This is a genomic window from Janthinobacterium sp. GW822-FHT07A03, from assembly GCF_058798815.1.
In genome coordinates this window covers 1-622 of sequence record NZ_JBXAKW010000050.1, presented here as the reverse complement: position 1 = coordinate 622, position 622 = coordinate 1, and the positions used below count along the sequence as shown (strand labels likewise).

Sequence of the window (622 nt, the reverse complement as noted above, 5' to 3'; positions counted from 1 at the left end):
GACTGGGGTGAAGTCGTAACAAGGTAGCCGTATCGGAAGGTGCGGCTGGATCACCTCCTTTCTAGAGTTTGCACGAATCAGTAATGGTTCACGCATCAAATGTTCACACTTATCGGCTGTTTAATTAAGAAGAAACAGTAGTCGTAGTAGCACCGCGTTGGGGCTGTAGCTCAGCTGGTTAGAGCACCGTGTTGATAACGCGGGGGTCGTTGGTTCGAGTCCAACCAGCCCTACCAGTCATACCCAGGGGGATTAGCTCAGCTGGGAGAGCACCTGCTTTGCAAGCAGGGGGTCGTCGGTTCGATCCCGTCATCCTCCACCAAAGTTTTACCCGAAAGTGCAAACGTAAGCCAGTCAGGTTTAGGTTTGATCTTTTAGCGATCAAAGCTGTTTCGTTCTTTAACAATCTGGAAGAAGTAAAGATTATTTATTGATCGGTTTGCCGTAACAAGCAAATCGATGGGTAATGATTGTATGTATCAACAAACAAGCAACAACGTTGTACTTTCTTATCCCTGTAGCGCTCTTTTCGTTTGAAAGAATGAAGAGGCTAACGTTATAGGGACAAGCGAATAAGTGCACATGGTGGATGCCTTGGCGATTACAGGCGATGAAGGACGTA

2 tRNA genes and 1 rRNA gene are annotated in these 622 nt (G+C 46.9%); all 3 read left to right on the top strand.

What is annotated here, in order from left to right:
• Positions 1–61 (top strand): 16S ribosomal RNA (locus tag AC1RJW_RS29740); the annotation flags it as partial.
• A gap of 98 nt (positions 62–159) precedes the next feature.
• Positions 160–236 (top strand) — tRNA-Ile (locus tag AC1RJW_RS29735).
• 10 nt (positions 237–246) lie between these two features.
• Positions 247–322, top strand: a tRNA-Ala gene (locus AC1RJW_RS29730).
• The last annotated feature ends 300 nt before the right edge of the window (positions 323–622 follow it).